At 63.0% G+C, this 20433-nt stretch carries 17 protein-coding genes; 8 read left to right on the plus strand and 9 right to left on the minus strand.

The genetic code is table 11. The annotated features are described in order from the left end of the window. Position 1: 1 nt before the first annotated feature. A complete protein-coding gene (locus PMN64_RS07545; protein WP_411780251.1) occupies positions 2-1408 on the minus strand; it encodes an amidase in 1407 nt (468 codons plus the stop codon). A gap of 201 nt (positions 1409-1609) precedes the next feature. Between PMN64_RS07545 and PMN64_RS07550 the strand changes: the two genes are divergently transcribed. Together PMN64_RS07550 and PMN64_RS07555 are read left to right on the plus strand one after the other, a co-directional pair. Next, the gene (locus PMN64_RS07550) at positions 1610-2566 is read left to right on the plus strand and encodes a phosphotransferase family protein (RefSeq protein ID WP_411780252.1); all 957 of its coding nucleotides are present in this window, start codon (positions 1610-1612) and stop codon (positions 2564-2566) included. Continuing rightward, the gene (locus tag PMN64_RS07555) at positions 2563-3519 is read left to right on the plus strand and encodes a phosphotransferase (RefSeq protein WP_411780253.1); all 957 of its coding nucleotides are present in this window, start codon (positions 2563-2565) and stop codon (positions 3517-3519) included. Before PMN64_RS07550 ends, PMN64_RS07555 begins: the two co-directional genes overlap by 4 nt. Positions 3520-3546: 27 nt before the next feature. Here PMN64_RS07555 and PMN64_RS07560 read toward each other — a convergent pair whose 3' ends face one another. The 3 genes from PMN64_RS07560 to PMN64_RS07570 form a co-directional block, all read right to left on the minus strand. Beyond that, a complete protein-coding gene (locus PMN64_RS07560) occupies positions 3547-4338 on the minus strand; it encodes an inositol monophosphatase family protein (RefSeq protein WP_411780254.1) in 792 nt (263 codons plus the stop codon). A gap of 67 nt (positions 4339-4405) precedes the next feature. Continuing rightward, complete coding sequence (locus tag PMN64_RS07565; RefSeq protein ID WP_411780255.1) at positions 4406-5437, minus strand: helix-turn-helix domain-containing protein; 1032 nt, start codon at positions 5435-5437, stop codon at positions 4406-4408. Positions 5438-5450: 13 nt separating this feature from the next. After that, positions 5451-6272 carry a DeoR/GlpR family DNA-binding transcription regulator gene (locus PMN64_RS07570; protein WP_411780256.1) on the minus strand — a complete coding sequence of 274 codons (822 nt, stop codon included), beginning with the start codon at positions 6270-6272 and terminating at the stop codon, positions 5451-5453. A 352-nt stretch (positions 6273-6624) separates the two neighbouring features. Here PMN64_RS07570 and PMN64_RS07575 point away from each other — a divergent pair, with 352 nt between their 5' ends. From PMN64_RS07575 to PMN64_RS07600, 6 genes are all read left to right on the plus strand, one after another. Further along, complete coding sequence (locus tag PMN64_RS07575) at positions 6625-7968, plus strand: aspartate aminotransferase family protein (protein ID WP_411780257.1); 1344 nt, start codon at positions 6625-6627, stop codon at positions 7966-7968. Between the two features lie 110 nt (positions 7969-8078). Beyond that, positions 8079-9386, plus strand: a complete 1308-nt coding sequence (locus PMN64_RS07580) for a glutamine synthetase family protein (protein ID WP_411780258.1) — start codon at positions 8079-8081, stop codon at positions 9384-9386. Between the two features lie 33 nt (positions 9387-9419). Continuing rightward, positions 9420-10805 (plus strand): aldehyde dehydrogenase family protein, encoded by a 1386-nt coding sequence (locus PMN64_RS07585; RefSeq protein WP_411780259.1) that lies wholly within the window; start codon positions 9420-9422, stop codon positions 10803-10805. Positions 10806-10814: 9 nt separating this feature from the next. Further along, the gene (locus PMN64_RS07590) at positions 10815-11987 is read left to right on the plus strand and encodes an iron-containing alcohol dehydrogenase (RefSeq protein ID WP_411780260.1); all 1173 of its coding nucleotides are present in this window, start codon (positions 10815-10817) and stop codon (positions 11985-11987) included. Positions 11988-11990: 3 nt separating this feature from the next. Further along, the gene (locus PMN64_RS07595) at positions 11991-12821 is read left to right on the plus strand and encodes a type 1 glutamine amidotransferase (RefSeq protein WP_411780261.1); all 831 of its coding nucleotides are present in this window, start codon (positions 11991-11993) and stop codon (positions 12819-12821) included. Beyond that, positions 12818-14044, plus strand: coding sequence for a Zn-dependent hydrolase (locus PMN64_RS07600; protein WP_411780262.1), 1227 nt, complete (start codon positions 12818-12820; stop codon positions 14042-14044). Before PMN64_RS07595 ends, PMN64_RS07600 begins: the two co-directional genes overlap by 4 nt. 593 nt (positions 14045-14637) lie before the next feature. Here the strand turns inward: PMN64_RS07600 and PMN64_RS07605 are convergent. The 5 genes from PMN64_RS07605 to PMN64_RS07625 all read right to left on the minus strand — a co-directional run bounded on the left by PMN64_RS07605 (position 14638) and on the right by PMN64_RS07625 (position 20407). Next, positions 14638-15858: a hypothetical protein gene (locus tag PMN64_RS07605; protein WP_411780263.1), complete on the minus strand. Its 1221-nt coding sequence runs from the start codon at positions 15856-15858 to the stop codon at positions 14638-14640. 777 nt (positions 15859-16635) lie between these two features. Next, complete coding sequence (locus PMN64_RS07610; protein ID WP_080583573.1) at positions 16636-17247, minus strand: TetR/AcrR family transcriptional regulator; 612 nt, start codon at positions 17245-17247, stop codon at positions 16636-16638. A 43-nt stretch (positions 17248-17290) separates the two neighbouring features. Continuing rightward, positions 17291-18817: a class I adenylate-forming enzyme family protein gene (locus tag PMN64_RS07615; protein ID WP_411780264.1), complete on the minus strand. Its 1527-nt coding sequence runs from the start codon at positions 18815-18817 to the stop codon at positions 17291-17293. Continuing rightward, on the minus strand, positions 18814-19248 hold the full coding sequence (locus tag PMN64_RS07620; protein ID WP_016844824.1) for a Zn-ribbon domain-containing OB-fold protein: 435 nt from the start codon (positions 19246-19248) through the stop codon (positions 18814-18816). Before PMN64_RS07620 ends, PMN64_RS07615 begins: the two co-directional genes overlap by 4 nt. Position 19249: 1 nt before the next feature. After that, positions 19250-20407, minus strand: coding sequence for a thiolase family protein (locus tag PMN64_RS07625; protein WP_028342714.1), 1158 nt, complete (start codon positions 20405-20407; stop codon positions 19250-19252). Positions 20408-20433: the final 26 nt, after the last annotated feature.

Here is a 20433-nt window from a genome sequence, read left to right on the forward strand (position 1 = left end):
CTCAGGGGCGCGGCTTGAACGGCCAGTTCATCGCGAACGAGCGCATGTCTTCCAGCGCCTTGGTCACCTGCAGCACGCCGAGATCGTCGAAGCGGTGCCCGGTCACCTGGACGCCGATCGGCAAATGGCGGGAATCGAATGCCATGCAGACGGTGGAGGCGGGCTGGCAGGTCTGGTTGAACATTGCGGTGAACAGCGTGTGCGCGAGCGGCATCTCGCGCGACACGCCGGGCTCCTCGGCCGGGAAATTCACCACCGGCAGCGTCGGGGCGATGACATAGTCCCAGCCCTCGAAGGCCGCGAGCATCGCCGCCTTCATCTTGCCGATCTGGCCCAGCGCTCGGTAGAGGTCGGCGCCCGAATGTTTCGCCCCTGCGAGACACCATGCACGAACGTAGGGATTGATGTCGCCTGCGGTGTCGCCATGCGGCGGCAGCGATGCATATTCGAGATAGCCGCGCACCTGGAGGAACAGGTCGATCGGCGCATAGGCGTCGTCGGTGAGCGGAGAGGTGAACGGCTCGACGATCGCGCCGGCGCCCGCGAGCAGCTTGCCGGCCGCTTCGACCGCGCTGCGAACCGCCGCCTCCGCCTTCATGCCGAAGCCCATGTCGGTGAGGACGCCGATCTTCAGTCCCTTCACGTCGCGCTTCAGATGCTCGTGATAGCGCACGCCATCGGCGGGCAGGCTCCAGGTGTCGCGCTCGTCCTGCCGCGTCAGCACGGTCAGGAGGCGCGCGATATCGTCCACGCTGCGGCCCATCGGGCCTGCCATGCGCATGGTGTCGGCCGGCAAATGCGGCACACGGCCATGGGTCGGCTTCAGTCCGGCCAGTCCGCAATGGGCGGCCGGAAGGCGGACCGAGCCCGCGATATCCGTGCCGACGGAAACATAGCCGGCGCCGGCGGCGACGGAGGCGCCTGCGCCGGCCGACGAGCCGCCGGTATTCCAGGCGAGCCCCCAGGGATTGCGGGTAACGCCGTGCAGCGAGCTGATGCCCGACGCCATCAGGCCGCAGTCCGGCATCGTGGTCTTGGCAAAGATCACGGCGCCGGCCTCGCGGAGCGCGATCGCCGGCGGCGAATCGTAGTTGGAGGACGGCAGGGCACGGTTGGCGCCGATGCCGTGAAAATAGGGCCAGCCGATCATGGCGACGCTGTCCTTGACGGTCATGGGGACGCCGTCGAGCGGACCCAGCGCCGCTCCCGCCTTCCATCGCGCTTCCGAGCCTTGCGCGCTTGCCATGGCTTGCTCCGGACGGAAGCAGAACAGCGCATTGATCGCGGGATTGACCGCCTCGGCATGGCCGAGCACGGTTCGCAACACCTCCACCGGCGACAATGCGCGCGATGCGTAGGCCTCCGTCAGCCCCGCAAGGCTCATCCCGATCAGTTCCGCAGCAGACATCTTGGCCTCGACAAATGGTGTTTTGGATCAGTGTCCGGATAGCGAAAGTCGCCCCCGTCGGGGTAGTGCCGCTGCCGCAAGGGCATGATTTGGTGGAGTGCGAGGCATCCCCTTTGCATCTGTCTTGATCGAATTTGTCATCAAACCGGGAGGCCCGCGATAAGCGGGCCGAATGACACCCGCGAGAGATCAGAAGTCGTCATGAACCAGTCTGGAACGCAAATCGCCACGGTCCGGAACTACATTGCCGGGCTCCCGGGATGGGGGACGGGCGATATCGTGATCGAGCCCGCCATTCCGGTCCTCGCCTCGCCAAGCTGGCGCGGGGTCGACGGCGCTCCCTGGCGCGCCACCAGGAATGGAAGCGGCGAGAGCATCTTCATCAAGAGCATGGATGTGGATGCCAAGCTCTACATCGACGTTGCCTGCGCCTTCGAGGCGGCCCGGCGCGCATCCGATCTCGGTATCGGTCCCAAGGTGCTTGCGGCGGATCCGGACGCGGGACTTCTGGTCATGGAGGATCTCAACCGTGGCTGGCGGGTCGGCACGCTGGAGCGGATGCTGGAGCCGAAGATCGTCGACGCGGTCATCGCGGCGCGGCGACTGTTCCAGGCAGGGGCGCCTCTGCCGCGGCGCATGGGAGTCTTCGACGAGATCGAGCATTTCTACGAGGCGGCAAAGGCCGCGAAGGCGCAACTGCCCTCGGATGCGGAATGGCTGGTCAAGGAGCTGCGTTTTGCGGCCGATGCCTTGAGGAAACTCGACATCAAACCGGTGCCAATCCATGGCGATGGCAATGTCTCGAACATCCTGATCAGCGACACCGGCGAGGTTCGCCTGATCGATTGGGATCGCGCCACGACGGCCGACCCGCTGGAGGACCTCGGCAGCTTCCTCGTCGAAGCCTTCGCGCAGGAGCCGGAGGCGCGCGAGGCCTTCAGCCGCAATGCCGGCGGGTTCGACGAGTGCGCATTCAGCCGCGCCCGCATCTACGGTGTGGCGGATGATCTGCGCTGGGGCCTGATCGGCGCCGTGCTCGCCGCGCGGTCGGCGCGCAACACCTTTGAGTTCTACAAGTTCGCCAGCTGGCGCTTCGTGCGTTGCCGCATGACGGTCCGGGAGCCGCGCTTTGGCGAGATGCTTCGGAGGATCGCATGACTGTCCGCAGGAAGCTCGGCGAGGGAGCGACAGTCCACGAGCGCAATGTCGAGGCGGCGATCGCCCGCGTGCCGCAATGGCACGGCAAGGGGGCGGCCTATACCCCGCTGGTCGGCGGCCTCATGAATCAGAACTGGCTGGTCGAGATATCCGGCGATGGACGGCGCTACTTCATCAAAGTGCCCGGCGAGGGCTCGGAGATGTTCATCGATCGCGTGACCGCCAACGAGGCTGCGCGCAACGCCCACGCCATGGGCGTTGCGCCCGAGGTGATCTTTTTCGACGCCGCGGACGGGCTCGAGATCAGCGAGTTCCTCGAAGGCTATCGCGCCTGCACCAATGCCGATTTCGGCGATGCCACCATCCAGGCCGACGTGCTCGACCTTTACCGCCGCCTGCATGCCGGCCCGAAGCTCGGGCAGACCAAGACCATCTTCGACATGATCGAGGAACATATCGAGCAGGGCAGGGAGCTCGGCGCGCATTTCCCGCAGGACATGCCCTGGCTGATGCATCGCTACAATCAGGCCAAGTCGGCGTTCCTGGCGTCGGGTCTCGATCTTGTGCCGTGCTTCAACGATCCGATGCCGGGCAATTTCCTGATCTCGGCGGAATCAGGCGCCCCAAAGCCGATGAAGCTGATCGACTACGAGTTCGCTTCCAACAACGAGCGTAGCTATGAGCTCGGCGTCCTGTTCGCCGAGATGTTCTTCGACGAGCATCTGACGGAGGCCCTGATCGAGCAATATCTGGGCGAGGCGCGGCCGCAGATGGTCGCGCGCGTGATCCTCAACCGGGCGCTCGCCGACATGAAATGGGCGTCATGGGCGGTCGTGAACCGGAAGCTCAAGGACTGGGATTTCGACTATCAGAAGTACGGCGTCTGGAAATACATGCGCGCCCGTGACGTGATGTACGATCCCCGCTGGGACGGCTGGTTGCGTCTCGTCTGAGCCGAGCCGCAGGATGGTTTCCGCAAACTATTGATCGAGGATCGCGAGTGCCTGCTCGAGCAGGCTGTCGTTCGCAGCCGCGATGACCCGGCCATCGGAGTCCGGCGACAGCGGTTGCCCCTGCCAGTCGCGGACGATGCCGCCGGCGCCCTCGACCACCGGAATCAGCGCCATGAAGTCGAACGACTTTAGGGAGGTTTCGACCACGAGATCGCAGTGGCCGGACGCGAGCAGGCCATATTGGTAGCAGTCGCCGCCAAATCGCCGGAACATGGCTTTCTGGCTCAGCGCGTCGTAGCGAGCCCAGTCGTCCGGCGTGAAGAAGTCCGGCGATGACGTGTAGATCTGTGCGTCTTCCAGTCGCGTCGTGCGGCTCACTTTTGCCTGCTTGCCGTTGAAGGTGGTGCCTTGCCGGGTGCCGTACCACCGCTCCGCCAGCGCGGGCATATCGATCATGCCGGCGGCGACCGAGCCGTCTTTCTCGTCGGCGAGCGCGACGAGCGTGCCGAACAGTGGCATGCCGGAGATGAAGCTCTTCGTTCCGTCGATCGGATCGAGATACCAGGTGTAGCGGTCCCCGGCAGTCGATCCCGTCTCCTCGCCGAGGATGCCGTGATCGGGGAAGCGCGCGCCGATCAGTCGCCGCAGCTCCATCTCGATCGCACGATCGGCGATCGTGACCGGCGTCAGATCCTGCTTGCGTTCGAAGTCGACGCTGGAGCGGAAGTGCGTCACGGCGATCCTACCGGCGACGTCGGCAAGTTCGTTGAAGAACGAGGCAAGCTCGCTTGCGGATAATCTGTCTTGAATGTCGTCCAATGATCGCTCCGGGCGGGAGGCGCGCCGGCGTCGCGGGACGCTCGACGCCTTGCCTTGGGATGGGGCGCTACGCCGTCTCGTGGACCGGCTGCTTGTCGATCTCCCAATAGGGGGAGCCGTATCCGTTGCGCGGCGCCACCCGGGCAGCAGGGCTCTTCGGCTGCGGCGAGCGCGCGCTTGCGGCCGGCTGCGGCGGCGCCACCGGCGTCTGGCGAACGTCGCGCGGCGCCACCTTGAAGTGCCGGCTGAAGCAGCGCGAGAAATGCGACACGTTCTTGAAGCCGACCTCGTAGGCGACCTCCGAGACGGTCCGCCGGCCCTTCGGGTCGGCGACCAGGATCTCATACGCGCGCTGCAGCCGCTTGGTCTGAACGAACTGGCTGACCGTGGTCTCGTTGTCGTTGAACAGGCTGTAGAGATAGCTGAGCGAGATGCGGCTCGAAGCCGCGATCTTCTTCGGCGACAGCGACTGGTCGCCGAGATGGCTCTCGATGAAATCGACGATCCGGCGGCGCAAATGATAGCGCGCGTTGCGTACATCGGTTGCGGCGCCGCGATCCTCTGATCCGATCGTCAGCGCGACGAAGCTGACCATTTCGGTCGCTAGCGCTTGGGGGTTCGGCGGCGGCGAGGCGACGAACAGCTCGGCCACGCTGCGGATCATGCCCGCGAGCAGGTGCGTCATCTGTTCGTTCGGCTTGAAGCGCCGGCTGATGTGATCTTCAACCGAGACCAGCCGGCCGCGCAGCTCGGCGGCCGGAATGCGCAGCATCAGGAAACGCGCGGTCTTGTCAGACGACAATTCGTAGAAGGCGAGCTCGCTGAGCAGGACATATTCGCCGGGACGGGCGATCCCGATGCGGCCGTCCTGGCTGAATGCGACGCATCCGGTCAGGGGAAACACCAGCACATAGGCGGCATCGTGGATGCAGGCGACGCGCTCCCAGTTGCGGGCAAAGGCGTGATCCGGCCCGATCAGCTCGAGATCGAGGCGTCCGATGCGGGTCCGCCAATCCTGCGTGGGACCGGGGTCCTTGTCGTTGCCAGCATGAAGGCCGGTGTGGTCCTCGCAGGAAGCAACAGATGTCAGGCGTGCCATGGCTGGGCCTTTCTCAGGGTTGCGCAACAATGATCTCCGTTCCGGCCGCACGGAGAGCGGTTGCCAGGGCTCCCTCTGGTTGCCGATCGGTAACCAGACGATCGATATCGGTCCAATGCGCGAAGACGGTGAGCGCACGCTGGTCAAACTTGCTGTGATCGGCCACCAGGATGGCTTCCGCGGCGCGCTTGGCCATCGCGCCATAGATGGCGCCGGCCTCGTCGTCGGCATCGTTCGCGCCGCGCGCGCTGATGCCGGTCGCGCTCACGATGGCGCGGTTGGCCTCATAGCTGTTGATGTTCGCGATCGTCTGCGTGCCGAACACATAGCCTTCGTTGGGGTGATAGCGGCCGGGACAGCAGAGCACGCGGATCGACGGATTGACAGCCAGCGCGGCCGCGATCGCGTAATCATGGGTGATCACGGTGACATCGTGCGCGCGCGAAGCCAGCCGTCTTGCGATGTGAAACGTGGTAGCGCCGGCGCCGAGCATCAGCACCTCGTTCGGCAGGATGAGGTCGGCGATTACCGCGGCCATCGCCTCGCGCTCGGCGATCATGATCGCCTTGCGATCGGTCAGCGCCGGCTCGAGTGCGAAGGGACGGGACGCCCCGCCATATGTGCGGTTGATAAGCTTCTGCTCCTGAAGCTCCATCAGATCGCGCCGGATGGTCTCGCCGGAGACGCCGAGCACGGCGGCGAGCTCGGAAGCCCGCAGCGTCGGCGCGGCGGTGAGTTGCGAGATGATGTGCTTGTGGCGCGCGAGCTTCGAGAGGCGGTCGCCGTCGGCCTTTCGTGGCCGCTTGTCGGCCGCAGCAGGGGCGTCATCAGTCATTCCGCTGTCTCTCCGGCTGCAAACCTCTCCAGCGTCCGCCTCATGATCGTTCCCCAAGCGATGTTGTGAGTCCACACCAATTATGTGGCATATTCCCCATTTTTTGGGCGCCGCGCTGCCTATGCTCTTCGCAAAGGGATCGCAGTGATCGCATAAGATACTGAAACATATGGAATATGTTTTTGGAATGCGGAGCGCATGCCTGACGTTCTGATGTCTTGTGCCTGCAATCCGCTTTTCAATTGTGGGAATTCGCACATAGATCCAAGGTCGTAGCGGAACGGCTGGGGCATGATCGCTGCAGGGGACGGCTTTGGTCCGCGCAGGCCGCGGGCCAAAGGGAAGGCGGGCGATGCAGCAGGAAAAAGAGATTCTGGCGTTGAACGCCTTCGATCAGGGCCGGGTGTCGTCAATCGACCCGGCGCTCGGCGAGGCGGTGCAACGGCGCCTGCGGTCCTTCGGAAAGGCCTCGGTCCTGTTCTATCAGGAGCCGATCCGGATGGCGCGCGCTGAAGGCGTCTACATGTTCGACGTCGATGGCCGGCGCTATCTCGATCTCTACAACAACGTCCCGTCGGTCGGGCATTCGCATCCGCGCGTCGTCGAAGCGATCAGCCGTCAGGCCGGCCTGCTCAGCACGCACACACGCTATCTCAACGACGTCGTCGATGGCTATGCCGAGCGTCTCCTTGCGACGTTTCCGCGCGGGATCAATCATCTGGTTCTGACTTGCACCGGCAGCGAGGCGAATGACCTGGCGCTGCGGGTTGCGAAAGTGGCGACCGGGCGGACGGGCTTCATCGTCACGGAGACCGCCTACCACGGCAACAGCACAGCCGTGACCGATGTCTCGCCGTCCTCGCGTCCCGGTCAGCCGCTGCCGCCCTACGTGCGCGCCGTTCCCGCACCCGAGATGTATCGCAATCCGGTCGGCGATCCTGGCCAGCGCTTCGCTGAGAGCGTTGCCGCAGCGATCACCGATCTTGAGCGCAGCGGCTTCGGCTTTGCCGCGCTGCTGGTCGACACGATCTTTTCGAGCGACGGTATCTATGCCGACCCTGCCGGCTTCCTGGCACCCATCGTGAAGCTCGTCCACGACCGTCAGGGACTGTTCATCGCCGACGAGGTGCAGCCCGGCTTCGGACGAACCGGGGCGGCGATGTGGGGCTTCGCGCGCCATGGCGTCGTCCCCGACATCGTCACGATGGGCAAGCCCATGGGCAACGGCTTTCCGATGGGCGGCGTCGCCATGCGCGCCGCGCTGCTCGATGGCTTCGCCGCGGAGGTGAAGTACTTCAACACCTTCGGCGGCAACCCGGTGGCCGCGGCCGCAGGCCTTGCCGTGCTCGACGTCATCGAGGACGAGGGCCTGATGCAGAACGCGCGCGAGGCCGGCCGTCAACTGATGGATGGATTGCGTGAGATCGGCAATCGCCACGTGACCATCGGAGACGTTCGTGGCGCCGGCCTGTTCATCGGGCTCGAGCTGGTGCGCGACCGCGACAGCAAGGAGCCCGCGGCGGAGCATGCGAGCCTGCTGATCAACCGCCTGCGCCAGCGCGGCATCCTGGTCGGTGCTGCGGGTCCCTTCGGCAATACGCTCAAGATTCGTCCGCCGCTGTGCTTCGGCAAGGACCACGCCGACATATTCATCACCGCTTGCGACGAGGAGTTGCGCGAGATCGCCGCGTCCTGACGCGATCGCCGATAGCCCGCGATGTCACCAAAGCCGAAGATTTGATCACCATGGATGCAAGAAGCATAAAAACCGCCGCCGAGGCGAAGGCTCTTGTCGAGGAGCGGGGCTTGTCCCACGTCAAGCTCGGCATCGTCGATCTCGACGGTGTCATTCGCGGAAAATATCTCGCGCGCGACAAGTTCGTCGGTGCGCTTGAGGCGGGCTTCAGCTTCTGCGACATCGTGTTCGGCTGGGACTCCAACGACCAGATGTACGACAATGGTGCCTTCACCGGCTGGCACACGGCCTTTCCCGACGCGACCGCGCGCATCGATCCTTCGAGCTGCCGCGATGTGCCGACGGAAGAGAACATGCTGTTCTTCCTCGGCGAGTTCGAGGGCGCCGCGGCCGGGCTGTGTCCGCGCCGGCTGCTGCGCCGCGTCATCGATCGCGCCGAAGCCATGGGGTTCTCGCCGTCCGTGGCCGCGGAGTTCGAGTTCTTCGTGTTCGACGAGACACCGCACAGCGTGCGCGAGAAGGGCTTTCGCGGCCTGAAGAATCTCACGCCGGGCTGGTTCGGCTATTCCATGCTGCGCGCCTCCGTCGAGTCGGAATTTCATCGCTCGCTGCTCAAGCTCTGCAACGAGATGGACATGCCGGTCGAAGGCCTGCACACCGAGACCGGACCCGGCGTGCTGGAGGCCGCGATCCAATACACCGATGCGCTCGCCGCTGCCGACCGCGCCGTGCTGTTCAAGACCTTCTCCAAGGTCTGGGCCGAGCGTCAGGGCAAGATGCTCACCTTCATGGCCAAGTGGTCGAACACCTATCCCGGGCAATCCGGGCATCTGCATCTGTCGCTGCGCGACCGGGACGGCAAGCCGGTCTTTCACCAGGGCGGCAGACCCGGCAACATGTCCGACATCATGCGCTGGTTCGTCGGCGGCCAGCAGGCGCTGCTGCCGGAGCTGCTTGCGATGGTTGCCTCGACCGTGAACAGCTACTCGCGCCTGATCCCCGGCTTCTGGGCGCCGACCGACGCGACCTGGGGAATCGAGAACCGGACCTGTGCGCTGCGCGTCATTCCCGGCAAGCCGTCGAGCCAGCGCGTCGAGTACCGCGTCGCCGCCGCCGACATCAATCCGTATCTCGCAATCGCGGCTGCGCTTGGATCGGGCCTCTGGGGAATCGAGCACCGGATCGAACCGGACGAGCCGATCACCGGCAATGCCTATGACCGCAAGCATCCGCCCGTGCGCGCGTTTCCGCGTACACTCTCGGAAGCGGCTTATCGGCTGGTCGCTTCGCAGGAGGCGCGCAACCTGTTCGGCGACGTCTTCGTCGATCACTACGCGATGACGCGGCAGTGGGAGGAGCGCGAGTTTCGCAAGGCCATCACCGACTGGGAGCTCGCGCGCTACTTCGAGATCATCTGAGACCGATCCTGCTTCGAAGACGAGTGACATCACGTGAACGATATCGTCTGCATTTCTCCGGTCGACGGCAACGAGGTTGCGCGGCGGCCCGTCGCAACCGGTGCTGAGGTCGCAGCGGCTCTCGCGCAAGCGCGGAAAGCGCAGCAGGAATGGTCAAGGGTGCCGCTCGCCGAGCGGAAGGCCATGATGCTCGCCTTCCTGCACGAGATGCGGGTGCAGAACGACGAGGTCGTTCCGGAACTCGCGATGCAGATGGGCCGGCCGGTGCGCCATGGCGGCGAACTACGTAGCCTGGAAGAGCGCGTCTGCGCACTGGTCGAGCTCAGCGATGAGGCGCTGGCGCCGATCGTGCCGGCCGAGCGTCCCGGCTTCCGCCGCATGATCAAGCGCGTCCCTGCCGGCATCGTGCTGGTGATCGCGCCCTGGAACTATCCCTATCTCACGGCGGCTAACACCATCGTGCCGGCGCTGCTGGCCGGTAATGCCGTGATCCTAAAGCATGCCGCACAGACCCTGCTGGTCGGCGAGCGCTTCCAGGCGGCACTGGACCGGGTTGGCCTGCCCAAGGGCTTGTTCAGGACGCTCACGCTCGACCGTGGCATGACCAGGGAGTTGATCTCGTCGCGCTCGGTCGACCACGTGAACTTCACCGGCTCGGTCGCCGGCGGCCGGGCGGTCGAACGGGCAGCAGCCGGGACATTCACTAGCCTTGGGCTGGAGCTCGGCGGAAAGGATCCGGCCTATGTGCGGCCGGACGCCGATTTCGATTTCGCGGTCGAGCAGCTCGTGGACGGCGCCTTCTACAATTCTGGCCAGTGCTGCTGTGGCATCGAGCGGATTTACGTGCATGAGCGCATCTATGACTCCTTTGTCGACGCCTTTGCCGGCCTGACCGCGCGCTACCGGCTCGGCAATCCGCTGTCGCAGGACACAACGCTCGGCCCGATGGCGGCGACACGCTTTGCCGATACCGTCCGCGCCCATATCGGCGAGGCCGTGGCAAAAGGCGCGCGGCCTCTGATCGATCCAGCCCGGTTTCCGGCGGACAAGGTCGGTACCGCCTATCTGATGCCTCAGGTCCTGGTCGGCGTCGATCACTCCATGCAGGTGATGATGGAGGAGAGTTTCGGGCCCGTGGTCGGCCTCATGAAGGTCTCCTCCGATCAGGAGGCGATTGGCCTGATGAACGACAGCCCGTATGGCCTGACTGCATCGGTCTGGACCGAGGACGCCGCCGCAGCCGAACGCATCGGTGACGGTATCGCAACGGGCACCATATTTATGAACCGCTGCGATTATGTCGATCCCGCTTTGGCATGGACCGGCGTCAAGGACACCGGACGTGGTGCCGCCATGTCGCGCCTCGGCTTCGAGGCGCTGACGAGACCCAAATCATTCCACCTTCGCATCGAGCACTGAGAGCAGCACATGGACGTTCAGATCACCGGCGCCTGGAATTTTCCGACGCGCGTCGTCACCGGCGCGGGCCGCATTGCCGAGCTTCCCGAGGCGTGCAGGACCAACGGCCTCACCAGGCCGCTCCTGGTTACCGATCACGGGCTCGCCAAGACCGATCTCATCGCCGGCATCGTCGACCGCGTGCGCGAGTCGGGCATTCCGCTCGCCGTGTTTTCCGACGTGAAGGCCAATCCGACCGAAACCAACCTGACGGCCGGCGTCGAAGCCTTCAAGGCCGGCGGTCATGACGGCGTGATTGCGGTGGGTGGAGGTTCGGCGCTGGACGTCGGAAAATGTGTGGCCTTCATGGTGGCGCAGTCGCGGCCGGTCTGGGATTTCGAGGACGTCGGCGATTGGTGGACGCGCGCCAACACTGAGGGCATCGCGCCGATCATTGCGGTGCCGACGACGGCAGGCACGGGGTCCGAGGTCGGCCGCGCCGGCGTGATCACCCGTGAGGATACCCATGAGAAGAAGATCATTTTCCATCCCATGATGATGCCCAGGATCGCAATTGAGGATCCCGAGCTCGCGGTCGGTCTCTCGCCGTTTCTCACCATGGCAACCGGCATGGATGCGCTGTCGCACTGCTTCGAGGCCTACTGCGTCAAGGTATTTCACCCGCTTGCCGACGGCATCGCGCTGGAGGGGATGAAGATCGTCGACAGCTATCTGCCGCGTGCGGTCGAGAACGGTCGCGACCTCGAAGCGCGCGCCTACATGTTCGCTGCGGCCTCGATGGGAGCCACTGCGTTCCAGAAGGGGCTGGGCGCGATCCACTCGATATCCCATCCGGTCGGCGCCCGATACGATACTCATCACGGGCTGACCAATGGTGTGGTCTTCCCTTATGTCCTGGTCTGCAACAAGGCTGCGATCGCCGACAAGATTCCGCACATTGCCCGCGCGCTCAACCTGCCGGGCCAAGACTTCCATGCCGTGCTGTCCTGGCTGTTGGCCTTCCGCAAGAAGCTCGGCGTGCCGCATACGCTCGCCGAACTCGGGGTGAAGGAGACCGATGCCGGAACGATCGCGGCGGATGCCGTCAAGGATCCGACGGCGGGTGCCAATCCGCGGCCGTTGACCGAGCCCGAGTTCAAGCAGCTGACGCTGGCCGCCATTCGAGGCGATCTTGGAAGCTGAGCCGTGCTGAGGCTGCTCGTTCTCGAGGGCAATACTCTGGCCGGCCGGCGACGGATCGCCGAGACGGCGGGCGCAATGCCTGCGGAGAGCTATGCGGCGGTCCTGCGGTCGCTTGCACCTCGCGTCGTCGTCGACATCGCGACGCCGGCGGATGCGAGCTTCGCGCTGCCGCAACCGCTCGAAGCTTACCCCGGCATCGCGATCACGGGATCGGCCCTCAATATCTACCAGCGGGAGGTCGAAGCGCTGCGGCAGATCGACCTCGTGCGCGAGATCTTCGTTCGCGGCGTGCCAATGTTCGGCTCGTGCTGGGGCTTGCAGCTCGCGACGGTCGCGGCGGGCGGCGAGGTCGGTCTCAACCCGGCGGGACGCGAGGTCGGATTCGCGCGAAGGATTATGCTGACGGCTGAAGGCCGCGCTCATCCCATGCATGCTGGTCGTGCGGCGGTTTTCGACGCGCCGGCCATCCACAGCGATATTGTCACCCGCCTTCCGCAGTCCGCAACCGTCACCGCCTGGAATACCATGTGCGAGGTTCAGGCGGCGGAGATCCGTTTCGGTCGCGGGCTATTCTGGGGCGTGCAGTATCATCCCGAATATCGCCTGCACGACGTCGTCGCCGTCATCCGGCGCTACGGACAGCTCCTGGTTGACGAGGGTTTCTTTGCCGATCTGGACGCGCTCGCGCGTTATGCTGCCGACCTCTCGGCGCTCGACGTGGACGAACGGCGTGGCGATCTCGCCTGGAAATTGGCACTTCACCGCGACATTCTGAGCCATGATTGCCGGCAGACCGAGCTGAGGAACTGGATCGCATCGCTGGAGCAGACATGACCGCATTGCATGACCTCATCGCGCGCTTTGCCAGGATCGGTGCGACCGACGACGGTGGCGTGTGTCGGCTGGCTGGAACGGCGCGCGACAAGGAGGCGAGGGACCTCTTCTTGCACGAGATCGCCGATCGCGGCCTTGTTCCGAGGATCGATGCGATCGGCAATCTGTTTGGCGTGGCGATGCTGGCGCCGGCGTCCACGGACGTCGTCATGACCGGCTCGCACCTCGATTCCCAGCCGACGGGAGGACGATATGACGGGGTCTTCGGCGTGCTCGCCGGGATCCTTGCGGTCGAGGCCGTCAGGGAGCGTTGCCGTGCCAATCCCGGCGCCGCCCGACGCAACCTCGCCGTCGTGAACTGGACCAATGAGGAGGGTGCCCGCTTCCAGCCCAGCCTGACCGGCAGCTCGGTTTTCGCCGGCGCCCTGAGCCTGAAGGATGCATATACGTGCAGCGACGCAGAGGGCGTCACCCTGGGCGAGGCGCTGTCCGCGATCGGCTATTGCGGGACGACGCCGCTCGAACACAATCCGGTGCGCTATGTCGAGCTGCATGTGGAGCAGGGCGATCGCCTGGAGCGGGCGGCCGCCGACATTGCCGCAGTGTCCGGCGCGTGGATGACGCGCAAGATATCGGTGATGTTCGAAGGCGACTACTCGCACACCGGACCGATGCCGATGGCGCTCCGCCGCGACGCCCTGCGCGCAGCGGCCCGGGCGATCGAGGCGCTGTACCAGGAGATCGCGAGCGAGACAGCGGGCGCCCATGCCTCCGCGGCGCGCATCAGCGTTTATCCCAACTCGCCGAATGTCGTGGCGGGCCGTGTTCGGGTCTGGTTCGAGATCCGGCATGAGGACGAAGCCGTGGTCTCAGCGATCAGCGACCGCTTTCTGCGGCGAATTGAGCGTGAGTCGGGCGAGATTGGCGTTGGTCTCTCGATCGTAGCCGACGAGAGGCGAGCGGGGACCGTGCTCGATCCCGGCGGCGTGGCACTGGTCCTTTCTGCCGCCGCGGATCTCGGTTTCAAGGCCATGACGCTCAAGACCATTACCGGCCACGACGCGCTGGCGATCCAGAAATCTGTTCCGTCCTCGTTGATCTTCGTCCCGAGCCAGGGCGGGCTCAGCCACAATCCGCGCGAGTTCACGGCGCCCGCGGCCCTCGACAAGGGCTACGCCGTGCTGACCGAGGTGCTGTGGAGAATGGTCACCGCGAAGGCGTGAGGCGTTTCGGGTGCGATGATCCCATGGACGATGAAGGGACACCACCCGACAAGTTGATTTGCTGGCGGGCCCGGCGGGACTCGAATCTGCAACCAGATGAGCGACGAGCGTCTCTGACACGAACTCCTGACACACCCTCCGGCGTCGTGAACGATTTCGGTGCGCGAACTTGCGCACGAACGAAAAGAGCACGTATCTGGTGCGGTTTCTGGTGCGGTGGCCGCGCTGCGGGCAACCGGGACCCAGTAAGATCTTGATCTTCTTGGTGGGCCCGGCAGGACTCGAACCTGCAACCAGACCGTTAAGAGCGCAGCGAACATCCGGAATATCTGAGCATTTTCAACAAAGCTCGCGCATTCTTGCGCACGTTCGTGCGCGTTTGTTCACGGGGTTTCTGTGGGATTTCTGGTGGGCGGCTTTTCTTTCCTTGCGGCTGCGGCCCATTTGATCATGTCGGCTTTCGGGTGGAGACCGGAAGTCATGCGCCGTCGACAGAAACGACGCGATTGACCAAATTCGGACCTATCGAAATCGAAAAAGCACTTAACTTGGATGGGACTGAAGGGCTGAGACGGGCGCCACTGCGGCCTTAACTACGGAAGTCCTTTTGTCGCCGTAAAGGGATTGAACCCCCGTTCTGCAAGAGCAGCCCACGAAGCTGCGCCAAGATGTGGCAATCGGAAATAGAGCCGTGGCTTGGCCGGATCGGTATCCAACATGAACCCAGTCGGTAGCCCTCGGACACTTGTGGCATAGAATCCGGCATCCGGCGACCTCTGGGATTCGATGACAGCGACCAACGATTTTGCCTCTCCAGTCCTGCCGAGCAATTCCAGCAAGAGAGCCATTTGGCCGGTCCCTTCGGTCCACACACCATCTCGGTCTTCACCGTAAGAAAAGCCCTTGTCGACGCTCATTCGCTGTTCGGCGGTAGTAATTGCCGATGCAAATTTCTTGGCCGCTCCGGCGAGTGCCATTAAGGGCCAGACTTGAGCATCAAGTGCCAAAATCGGATTGCGCGTGACGCCGTCTTCGGCGGTGCCTGCTGCGAAACAGGCGCATGCCGGATCCCACATCGTATTTACGAAGTGCTCAGCAGCTGTTGCCATATCACGCCAGCGCGAATCGCCCGTGCGGGTTGCAAGAAGGCCAAACGCGGCGGCGAGGTCAGTATTGTGTTCGGTCGATTTCCATGTCCGTACGTCGGGCGTCGGTTCGTGCCCAAAAGTACCGCCCGTGAAACCGCCAGTACCGCGCGTGTCGGCCCATTGCGCGACCCAGGTGGCAAGCCGTGCCGCACCATCGCGGAACCGAGAGCTGGCACTCACATCGTCAATCGATAGCAAAGCCAACATTGCCCATGCAACGTTGCCATTATCGCTGCCCACCTGATATCGATCTTCTAACCACTTGTTCTGAGTATTGTCCCACCAACCCGGAAGTTTGGCGAAGCCACTCGCCACCACACCCGCGGCGTAAGCGTTCCGGAGCCGTCCATCATGCCAGGTCCGGTCGTTATCGATGGCCCAGAGAATCGCCGTGCCGATCCGAGATGCTTTGTCTCGCTCACCGCAACCGACCAATGCGATGGCGGCCACCGCATTGTCATAAAGGTATGCGGCGCCATGGAGAGGCCCCGATTCCACGGTCGGATAGCTGGGCAAGAACAACGGCCCTGGCGGTGCCTTGTCGATTAGACCAGCGAGGTAACCGCATGCAGACGCTTCTGGTGTTGCTAAAGCCCGTAGTGGAGTGGCGGCAATAATGATTATGAAAGTCGTTACGATCCATACGGAGGTTTCTATTCGGGCCACTTGCTGTTCTCCGGGGTGGACGATGATCCTATATACCCATCGGCGATATCTGGAAGTGGCCCATCTTGGACCTGCGAACGTCGCCAGCCAATGTCCGATTGTCGCGCAGAAGCAGACGTCTTAGCAGCCGACTTTCCTGTTGAATGACGTACGAGCACGCCGTCTCAGACGGCCAACCATATGATCGTCATTTGCGCGAATCCGTCCGCGTTCGACGACATTCGTTCGACTTCGTCGTAGAATATCTGTGGGGAAAATCACCGGCAAAGCGGCACGCAGTTCGGTAAGTGTTTGATCTTCTGGTGGGCCCGGCAGGACTCGAACCTGCAACCAGACCGTTATGAGCGGCAGGACAAGGGATGCGGCCGTTGATTTTTCAGCATTTTTTGTGATGGTTGGCCGCGTTTATCGCTCTTGGAGGGATCGTTTCTGGTGCGAAACTGGTGCGGTTGGCCGAGCTTCCGATCCCGACCGCCGAACGGCCTGGCTCGTAGGTTCGACTTCCACTCTCTCCGCCAGCTCCTTTGCGCCCTTCACATCAACGACATACCGCGGACCTGCCGATCGGCATCGTTCGACGGGCCGCGCGTCGCGAATCCAGTGCTCGCCGCCAGCGCTCAATGTTCCACGAGTGGCGGCACCCATCACGCCGGTGGTGCGGCCGCGATCGGCCTCGCTCCAGCAGCTGCCAGCGCAGATCCCGACCAACGAACAGGAAGCCCTCGCGCCGGAAAGCGCGAACGCGAGCCGCGGTGCCGACCAAATACGGATGTGCAATTACGGCTTGTCGAGGATCGCGTCGATCATCCTGTTTATTGCCTCGCGCGCATCCATCCGCATTCTCGGATTGGGCTTGACCAATTGCAGAATGACATGACCATGCACCTCGACCAGCATCCGATCGACGGTCTCTTCGACCGGTAGGTCGCCACGGATTTCGCCGAGCTCCTTGCCTTCCCTGAAGAGCTTGATCCAGAACCGGCGCTGCTTGTCGAAGCGTCTGGTTTGAATCGCCTGAATTTCAGCGTCGCGGGTGCTCATTGCGACATAGTTTATCCAGAATCGCCACCAGCGCTCCTTGGGCGACTGCAATGCGTAGGATAGAGCAATGCGGCGAAGCTGGGCAGCTGGCGAGCCCTTATACTGATCCCAGTCGTCCGGCAATTCATAACCAGATTCCAGCGCAGCGGCGATCAATGCTTCCTTGCTGCGAAAATGGTACGTGATGGTGCCCAGGCTTACCTTGGCAGCATCGGCAACTTGTCGCATCGTGAGATTCTCGATCCCTTGCTCCGCAATGAGATCATACACCACGCCGGCAATATGCTTCTGCTGCAATTGCCCGCGAGTTTCAGGCGGTGGTGTCCGTTTGAAGGAATTGACGCTCATTTGCGTTGTTGCGCTCGTGCGTTAGGTAGCCACGCTTGGCGTGTCAGTGTCGTAAGCGGAATAGCGTCCGCAATTCAGTCTTGATCACCTTGCCGGTACTGTTCCTCGGCAATTCGCGCAAGAACACCACGTGCTTCGGCTTCTTGTAGCTCGCCAGCTCAGAGGCGCACCATCGAATCAATTCGTCCTCGGTGAGCATCACATCCACCTCAGGCTCGATGAACGCGGCAACGGCTTCTCCGTAAACGTCGTCGGGGACGCCTACGACGGCGGCGTCGGCAACCCCGCTATATCGGAGCAGCACTTGCTCGACCTCCTTGGAGTAGATGTTGTATCCGCCGGATAGCACCATGTCCTTCTTGCGGTCGACAATATAGAGAAATCCATCCGCGTCGAAACGGCCGATATCGCCTGTCTTGAACCAGCCTTCCTGGAAGGCGTCTCGCATCGCCTGCGGTTGATTGAAGTAAGTCCTGAACAGCAGATATTGTCCGGGCAACCCGCATCTGACCCAAATCTCGCCTGCTTCGCCGGTGTTGACCGTCTGTCCGTCTGCATCGACGAGGCGCATTTCGACGCCGGGAGTGACGCGACCGACCGAAGCCCCATGGTCGAACTGTTCGTCCGGCTTGAGCATCGCCAGCGAGCCGGCCTCCGTCATTGCGAAAAATGAAAATATCTCGAGCTTCGGCAGCGCCTTTAGCAAACGCCGCTTGATCTCGGCTGGAAAGGCCTCGCCCGTTGCGACCAGCACGCGCAATGAACTGAATCGGGTCGGTTCAGCCTCGATGACGGGCAACATCATTCTTCCGACGGTCGGAACGATCGAAATCAAGCTGATCTTTTCGGCCTCGATCAGTTGCATCGCTTCATTCACGTCAAAGCGCGGCATGATATACAGTGTCGCGCCCAACACGGCCATGTTGCCGACCCGTGCAAATGCCGTGCGATGCGCAAGCGGCGTCGTCACGACGATGCGATCATCGGGCGACAGCTTCCAATACATCGCGTTCAGGAAGCCGTTTCCGACGATATAGTTCGCCTGCGTGGTGATGACGCCCTTGGGGTGTCCAGTCGTACCGGACGTGTAGGAAATCATGCAATCGTCGTGCTCGGAAGGCCGTTCAATTGGTTCCGGTTGACATGCGAGCATCGACGCAATGGAAAGTTCAGTCGGGTCGTCGGAAGGCCCGACCACGAAGCGGCGGACGGCGCCTCCACGGCAGATATGATCGACCACTTCACGCTCGCCTTCGCTGAAGAAGACCGCGGCTGGCGCCGCGTCAGCAAAGATGGTCGCAATCTCGTTGGTCGACAATCGCATGTTGATCGGCATCGCTAGCGCGCCACTCTTCACGATCGCGAAGAACACTGTGACGAACTCGCAGCAATTGGGCAGGCACATTGCCACCCGATCACCGATAGCAACGCCCGACTTCCGCAGTGCGGTCGCTATACGAGCACTGTCCTCGTACAATTGACGAAACGTCACGCGGGTCTCGCCGCAGACGAGTGCGGCTTTGTCAGGGAACGCCTGCGCTTGCGCAGCCAGATAAGATGCAAGCTTCACGGCGCGACCCGTACAGGAGCGAAGTCGGGATAGACGGTCTCGTCGTTTAGCCGGTCCCAGCGAACCTCGACCGGCATGCCGATGACAACTTCGTCCTCTGAACAATCGACGAGATTGCACAGAAACCGCACTCCCTCCGCGAGGTCGACATAGGCACACAGGTAAGGCACCCGCGCCTCATGACCGGGCCAGGGCGAGCGCGTTACCGTCCACGAATAGACTGTGCCCTTTCCCGAGGTCTCGCGCCATTCGATCGTATGTCGGCCGGTATAGAGACTAATCGGCCGCGGATAGTGCTGGTATCTTTGCGTCTGTGTGCAGAACTGCAGCATGAGTTTGCCGCGCTTGGCCCCGCCCCAAAACTCCTTGGTATCGAGATAGGAGCCGATCTTCGGCAGTGGACGCTGGGGCTTGATGTTGTCGTTGATCATATTATTGCTCCAGGATCATCACACCGGACGTACACCAGTTGCGCGCGTAGGGAATGCCGCCGATGCCGGTCACCATAGCATTCCGGGTTCTCTTGATTTGGCGCGGGCCGCCGTCACCAAACATTTGCCGAACGGCCTCAACCAGATTGAGCCCGCCGCCCGCGAGACCTGGTTGACCCGCAGATATCTGACCGCCTCCGGTGTTGAGGGGCAAATCGCCCTTGAACGTCATGTCCCGGCTCAGGACAAAATCCGCACCCGCACCCTGTGGGCAGAAGCCAATCTGCTCAAGCTGCAACATGATGGCGATAATGAAGTCGTCGTATGGATGGAACGACTGGATGTCCGAAGCTTCGAGCCCGGCCTGCTTGAGCGCCCGCGGGCCGACCTCAAGAAACCCGGAATCCATGATTTCAGTCATCGGCTCGGTCACCTTGTAGTGCGTCCTTTCCGCGTAGCCCGTCGGATAGACCGCCTTGAGACCCCGCCTCGTCGCTTCCGCTGCCGACATCACCAGAACGGCATTCGCACCATCACAGACCATGACGCTGTCCAGCACACGCAGCGGGTCGGAGACCAACTTCGAATTCAGATAGTCGTGCTCGGTCATCGGCTTGCGCAGGCGCGGACAAGCATTGTCATTCAAGATCGAGTGCTGCCGCTGGGTGACCGCCAGCTTTGCCAATGCGTCCCTGTTCAAGCCGTAGAGATGGTCATAGCGGCGCATGATCATGCCGAAGGCGCCGACAGGTCCGCGCAAGCCGGTTGGATATTGAAACTCGTGCCGCTGTGCACCTTGCTCCGGCGTCGCGCCACTGGATTGCGCGTCTGCTGCAAGAACCAACGCAATCGAGCACATGCCGCCGCGGATCGCCATTGCTGCCCGCGCTACGCCGCCGATGCTCGATACGCCGCCCAATCCCATCAGTTCGAGCCAGCTCGGCGAGATGCCCAGTACGTCCGCCATGTATTGCGCCCAAAATGGATTCGCGCTCTCGCTCATGGTCTCCGAAACGGAAAGCCCATCGATTTCAGACTTATCGACATTGGTCCGGACCAAGATCTCGTCGAGAGCGTCTCCCGCAAGCTCATAGGATGTACGCCCGGTGCGGACATCTATTTTTGTTTCAGAGTACCCTACGATCGCAACGTCTCTCATGGCGCCCTCTATCCGTCGACAGCAAA

This window comes from Bradyrhizobium sp. UFLA01-814 (assembly GCF_046718885.1).
In the GTDB taxonomy this organism is placed as follows: Bacteria; Pseudomonadota; Alphaproteobacteria; order Rhizobiales; family Xanthobacteraceae; genus Bradyrhizobium; species Bradyrhizobium elkanii.